Annotated in this window: 5 protein-coding genes; 2 read left to right on the top strand and 3 right to left on the bottom strand. The window is 49.6% G+C overall.

Going from position 1 to position 5528, the window contains the following annotated elements; translation table 11 throughout:
- Positions 1-52: 52 nt before the first annotated feature.
- Both petC and petA read left to right on the top strand, forming a co-directional pair.
- Entirely contained in the window at positions 53-592 is a 540-nt protein-coding gene (gene petC / locus RMO84_RS05835) for a cytochrome b6-f complex iron-sulfur subunit (protein ID WP_310487534.1), read from the top strand.
- A 259-nt stretch (positions 593-851) separates the two neighbouring features.
- Positions 852-1838 carry a cytochrome f gene (petA, locus tag RMO84_RS05830; protein WP_310487533.1) on the top strand — a complete coding sequence of 329 codons (987 nt, stop codon included), beginning with the start codon at positions 852-854 and terminating at the stop codon, positions 1836-1838.
- Between the two features lie 130 nt (positions 1839-1968).
- On the opposite strand, the gene RMO84_RS05825 is transcribed toward petA, so the two are convergent.
- From RMO84_RS05825 to RMO84_RS05815, 3 genes are all read right to left on the bottom strand, one after another.
- Positions 1969-2607 carry a L,D-transpeptidase gene (locus tag RMO84_RS05825; protein WP_310487532.1) on the bottom strand — a complete coding sequence of 213 codons (639 nt, stop codon included), beginning with the start codon at positions 2605-2607 and terminating at the stop codon, positions 1969-1971.
- 177 nt (positions 2608-2784) lie between these two features.
- Entirely contained in the window at positions 2785-3570 is a 786-nt protein-coding gene (locus tag RMO84_RS05820; RefSeq protein WP_310487531.1) for a nitrate ABC transporter ATP-binding protein, read from the bottom strand.
- Positions 3571-3920: 350 nt separating this feature from the next.
- The coding region (locus RMO84_RS05815) for an ABC transporter substrate-binding protein (protein WP_310487530.1) at positions 3921-5528 on the bottom strand (1608 nt) is incomplete at its 5' end.

Below are 5528 nucleotides of genomic sequence, written 5' to 3'. Positions count from 1 at the left end.
GTGACAACTAAGTGTTGTGCAAAGACATTGTTAGATAAAAATCATTTAGTTTATGACCCAACTTGCTAACTCGGCGGACGTACCAGATCTCGGTCGTCGCCAATTCATGAACCTCCTCACCTTCGGCACGATTACTGGGATGGTGCTCGGTGCTGCCTATCCATTCGTCGCCTACTTCGTCCCACCTGCTAGCGGTACTGCTGGCGGCGGTGCTACGGCCAAAGATGCCAAAGGTAACGACGTTAAAGTCAGTGCTTTTATTGCTGGTAAAACCAAAGGCGATCGGGAGCTAACTCAAGGATTGAAAGGCGATCCGACCTATATCGTCATTGGTGATGGCACGATTGTCGATTATGGCATCAACGCTATTTGTACCCACTTAGGTTGTGTCGTACCTTGGAACAAGGCCGAAAACAAATTCATGTGCCCCTGCCATGGTTCGCAGTATGATGAGACTGGCAAAATGGTTCGCGGCCCCGCACCCAAATCTCTGCCTCTAGCACATGCTGCCGTCACGGACAACGACACGATCGCGTTGACACCTTGGACTGAAACTGATTTCCGTACAGACGAACCAGCTTGGTGGGCGTAGATTAGGGAATAGGGAATAGGGAATAGTGGATAGTGGATAGAACGGGTTAGTTTCAATCTGTGAAACCTAAAGCCTGAAAACTAAAGCCTAAAACCTGTCTTGAAAAGGTGCTTCACTTGCGGCTTACCTTTGGACGGGTTCCCCGTCAAAAAAGGTGAGACAAGACAGGGGAAACCCCAAGACCGCACTTTTCGCTAAAGCCTAAAGCCTAGACAAATCTGTATATTATTTAATTTTCTTCGTCTGTCATCCTTAATCTATGAAATTAACTTTACGCCAAGTCTGGCAACACAGCCAGAGGTTAGCAACCAAATCGCTAGTCGTGCTGCTGGCTAGTGTCGGCATCATCTTCGCCAACGATCTCGCTCTGCCCCAATCGGCTGCTGCCTATCCATTCTGGGCGCAACAGACTTACCCAGCATCTCCCCGCGAAGCTACAGGTAAAATTGTCTGTGCCAACTGTCACCTGGCTGCCAAGCCTACTGAAATCGAAGTACCCCAATCGGTCAAACCAGACACGGTATTTGAAGCTGTCGTCAGAATTCCCTACGACCCAAGCGTTCAGCAAGTCACAGCTAATGGCGTCAAAGGCCCATTAAATGTCGGTGCGGTGCTCATGCTACCCGATGGCTTTAAAATCGCTCCTGAAGACCGTCTGTCCCCAGAACTGAAGGAAAAAACTCAAGGGTTATATTTCCAATCTTACGGTGAAGGTAAAGACAATATTGTGATTATCGGGCCGTTACCTGGCGATAAATATCAAGAAATCATCTTCCCAGTCCTATCTCCCAACCCCAAAACCGAAAAAGGGATCTACTTCGGTAAATACCAAGTTCACGTCGGCGGCAATCGCGGTCGCGGACAGGTTTACCCAACTGGTGAGAAAAGCAATAATAGTGTTTATAACGCCTCTGTTGCTGGTAATGTCACGGCGATCGCCAAGCAAGAAGATGGTAGCACTCAAGTCACCATCCAACCCGCAACTGGCGATGCAGTTGTCGATAAAATCCCGGCTGGCCCTGAGTTGCTGATTGCTGAAGGTACAGCTGTCACTGCCGGACAAGCAATTACTAACAATCCGAATGTCGGTGGTTTCGGTCAAAAAGATATCGAAATCGTCTTGCAAAATCCCGATCGAATTCTCGGTCTAGTGGCATTTGTCTTCATGATTATGCTGTCTCAAATCTTGTTAGTCCTCAAGAAAAAACAAGTCGAGCGCGTTCAAGCAGCAGAAATGGAATTCTAATCCTGCAATTAATTATTTAACCGATCGAGCTTACGATCGTTAAAGGCACTAGTTATTAAAACTAGTGCCTTTTTTTATAAACGCGAACTGTTTGAATAGATCGTCATTAGATCTCTTGTGAAAGTCTACGTTAGTCCACGACTCTGACGATCGTACCAACTTTAATCAGCGGGTAGAGTGCCTGCACGTCTTTGTCGTACATCCGCACGCAGCCATTAGATACAGCCTTACCGATCGAGTCAGGTTTATTGGTGCCATGCAGACCGATCGTATCTTTGCCATCAGTCCAGAATCCAATCCAGCGCGAGCCGAGTGGATTATTTTTACCAGGCGACATCATTTTACCTGTATTAAAATTCGTCCAACCAGGATTGACGATCGTTTCCATCACTTGCCATTCTCCAGTCGGTGTCTCGCGGCCTTTTTTACCGATCGCGACCGGATAAGTAGCAACAATCTGACTACCTTTATAAACATATACTTTCCGTTCTTTCAGCTTCAGCACAAGATTGACATCAGCAATCGGTGGCAAGCTTTTGGCAGATACCTGAGTGGCAACACGATTTACCGTCGAGGTAGGATTGTTGTTGCTAACGATTGGATTGCGGTTTGTGCTTTTAGCAACTTTAGCTACTGTTGTGATGGGCGCAGAAGTAGGCGATGGTGGTTCTGCATTAGACCGATCTGTGCCAATCGCAGGCAGGATAGCGATCGCTACTGCTAGGACAACTTGAGGTTTTAGCAAGAAGGAATTAACAAATCGGTTCATGGTTGCAGTTCTCGTCTACTCTGGGGCAAATTTTGATGTTCTTAATTTGCCCAGAGTTAACAGCCTTACTGTCAGCATTTTGACCGATCTTCGTAGCTATTATGCCAGCTTACCTAAGCTAATTGTCAGATCCATTTTCCTCCGCTCTCCGTTTTTCATACTTCGATCCAGCAACGCCTAATCATCTAAATGAGCGTAACGATCGAATAGAAAATCGAGGGCATAGTTGCGTAGCTCGATATACTTGTCGCTCGCCATAATTTTTTCCCGATCTCGCGGTCGATCGAATGGGATCTCTAAAATCTCACCGATTTTAGCAGCAGGGCCATTGGTCATCATCACTAATCGATCGGCTAGATATAAGGCTTCGTCGATATCATGGGTAATCATGAGGACGGTCACGCGATGTTCGCGCCAAATTGCCAGGAGTTCGTCTTGCAGTTCTTCCTTGGTAATTGCATCGAGCGCGCCGAAAGGTTCGTCTAAGATCAGTACTTGAGGTTTGATAGCTAGCGCACGGGCGATCGCGACCCGTTGTTTCATCCCGCCAGAGAGTTGTCCGGGTTTTTTACCAGCAGATTCAGTCAAGCCGACCATATTGAGGTGTTCGCGGACGATTTCTTTTTTCTGGGCTTCGGTGTACGTGGGATAAACAGAATCCACAGCCAGATAAATGTTGTCGTAGGCAGTCAGCCACGGTAACAGACAGTAATTCTGGAATACCATCATCCGATCGGGGCCAGGTTCGGAAATGAGCCGATCTTGGAGGATGACTTGGCCGCTGGTGGGGGTGTTAAAGCCAGACACCATATTGAGCAGGGTGGATTTACCGCAGCCAGAGTGACCGATCAGGCAGATGAATTCACCTTCATGGACATCGAGATCGATGCCATCGAGGATGGTGGCGGGGCCGTTGGCGGTGGGATAGACTTTGGTGACTCGATCGATGGTGAGGAATGGCATGGGTGTTTGGCGGTGCTGGATTGTTGGGTGTTTAGTGTTTAGATCTGTAGGTTGGGTTGAAGAATGAAACCCAACATCCCTACAATCGATCCGTGAGTGTGTTGGGTTTCACGTTGCTCAACCCAACCTACAGATCTGTGTCATCTCTAGAAAAGCTAGCGTGGAAGAATCCCCTCCTCTGCGCAGGCAGACGCTTCGCGAACGGAGCGGCTCGCGCACGCCCTTGTTTCCCGACGGTTTAGCGACCCAAATCACGCGGAGGTTCCCTCCGCATGTGTTTGGGTCAAGACAGCGAGACAAGACAGGGTGCCCGTAGGGCGGGGTGGGTCAGATCTCCGCCCTAACTCAAGCTAATCTAATTCAATATTTCTAACCTCCAACTCCCGATGAATGGGCTGATTATGTAGATAATCCAGAGGCTCATCGGGATTAAATACCTGACCGTCGAAAAGCTGGAACGGGTCGCGATCGGGTTCGATACCGATATACCCTAATTGTTCGCAAGCGGTGAGAAAGTGGTCTACCCGCCGGACTCGGGAGAGAATTTCGATATGGTTTTTGGGGAAAGGGGTAATGCCCCAGCGAGCGAGTTGGGTGAGAATCCATAGTCCTTCGACACGGCGGGGACAGTTGGCATTTTCGACGTGGAATTGGTGGTAGCGGGGGAGGGTTTCAGGCAAGGTATTCCCACCTCTGTCGAATGGCCCGATTAAGCCAGGACTGATGGCTTGAGGGGATATATTTAGGTGTCGGGATAGGAGTGCGAGCATTTCTTTGCGGTGGCGGGGTTCATCGCAATATTCGCAAGCTTCGAGGATGGCACGGACGATCGCGCTATGGGTATTGGGATGCTGTTCTACCCAAGCTTCGGTGAATCCGAGCACTTTTTCTGGGTTCCCCGCCCAAATATCCAGATCGGTGGCAATGACAAAGCCGATCTCTGCTTGGACGGCTTGGCTATTCCAGGGTTCGCCGACACAGAAACCATCGATTTGACCCGCTCTCAATCGATCGACCATTTCTTGAGGCGGAATGACAATTAGATCGAGATCGGTATCGGGGTCGATGCCAGCAGCAGCCAGCCAGTAGCGCAGCATGAGGTTGTGCATCGAGCATTCATGAACGATGCCGATCGTCAGTTTCCGCTCGATAATCGTCGTTCTGATGGCCGCTTTGAGGTTTTGGAGGGTGCGGATGCCTTTTTTGTAAAGCTGGGTACTCATGGTGATGGCGTTGCCATTGCGGGAGAGCACTAGAGGGACAGAAATAGGGGTCGAGGGTCGTCCATTCATGCCCAGAGTTAGAGCCAGCGGCATTCCGGCCACCATTTGCGCCGCTTGCAGTTCGCCACCGACGACCCGATCGGCAATCGCGTCCCAGTTGGCCTCCTGGAAGAAGTTGACCTGTTCGATCCCATATTTAGCAAAGAAGCCTTTTTCTTTGGCAATAATTAGTGGGGCGGCATCAGTGAGCGGGATATAGCCGATATTAACTGTCGGTTGTTCGATTTTTTTAGTTTGCGGGACGAGCGTCGTTGCTGATTTGTTAGCTTGACGTTGTTTGACGCGTTTTTGCTGATTGAGAAAATTAATGATTTCGCTGCGCATTGGATAGTAGTCGAGGTGTTTGACCACTTCCATCCGGCGGCGGGGACGGGGTAAATCGACTCTCAGGATTTGACCGATCTGCGACTCGGGGCCATTCGTGAGCATCACCACCCGATCGGATAATAATAGGGCTTCATCGACGTCGTGAGTAACCATTACTGCTGTCACGCGGCTTTCTTCGCAAATATGCATCAATTGTTCCTGCAAGCCGCCACGGGTGAGGGCATCCAGGGCACCAAAAGGTTCGTCGAGGAGTAATAGTTTGGGGCGAATTGCCAGGGCGCGAGCGATCGCGACGCGCTGTTTCATCCCCCCAGACAGTTCGCTCGGACGCTTTTTGGCAGCATGAGT

The sequence above is a fragment of the Chamaesiphon sp. VAR_69_metabat_338 genome (genome assembly GCF_031423935.1).
Lineage (GTDB): Bacteria > Cyanobacteriota > Cyanobacteriia > Cyanobacteriales > Chamaesiphonaceae > Chamaesiphon.
The sequence above is the reverse complement of the archived record's forward strand: the minus strand, read 5'-3'. Positions and strand labels throughout refer to the sequence as shown.

Coding starts and splice junctions, on each gene's coding strand:
- petC (WP_310487534.1), top strand. CDS start 53: ATGACCCAACTTGCTAACTCGGCGGACGTACCAGATCTCGGTCGTCGC.
- petA (WP_310487533.1), top strand. CDS start 852: ATGAAATTAACTTTACGCCAAGTCTGGCAACACAGCCAGAGGTTAGCA.
- RMO84_RS05825 (WP_310487532.1), bottom strand. CDS start 2,607: ATGAACCGATTTGTTAATTCCTTCTTGCTAAAACCTCAAGTTGTCCTA.
- RMO84_RS05820 (WP_310487531.1), bottom strand. CDS start 3,570: ATGCCATTCCTCACCATCGATCGAGTCACCAAAGTCTATCCCACCGCC.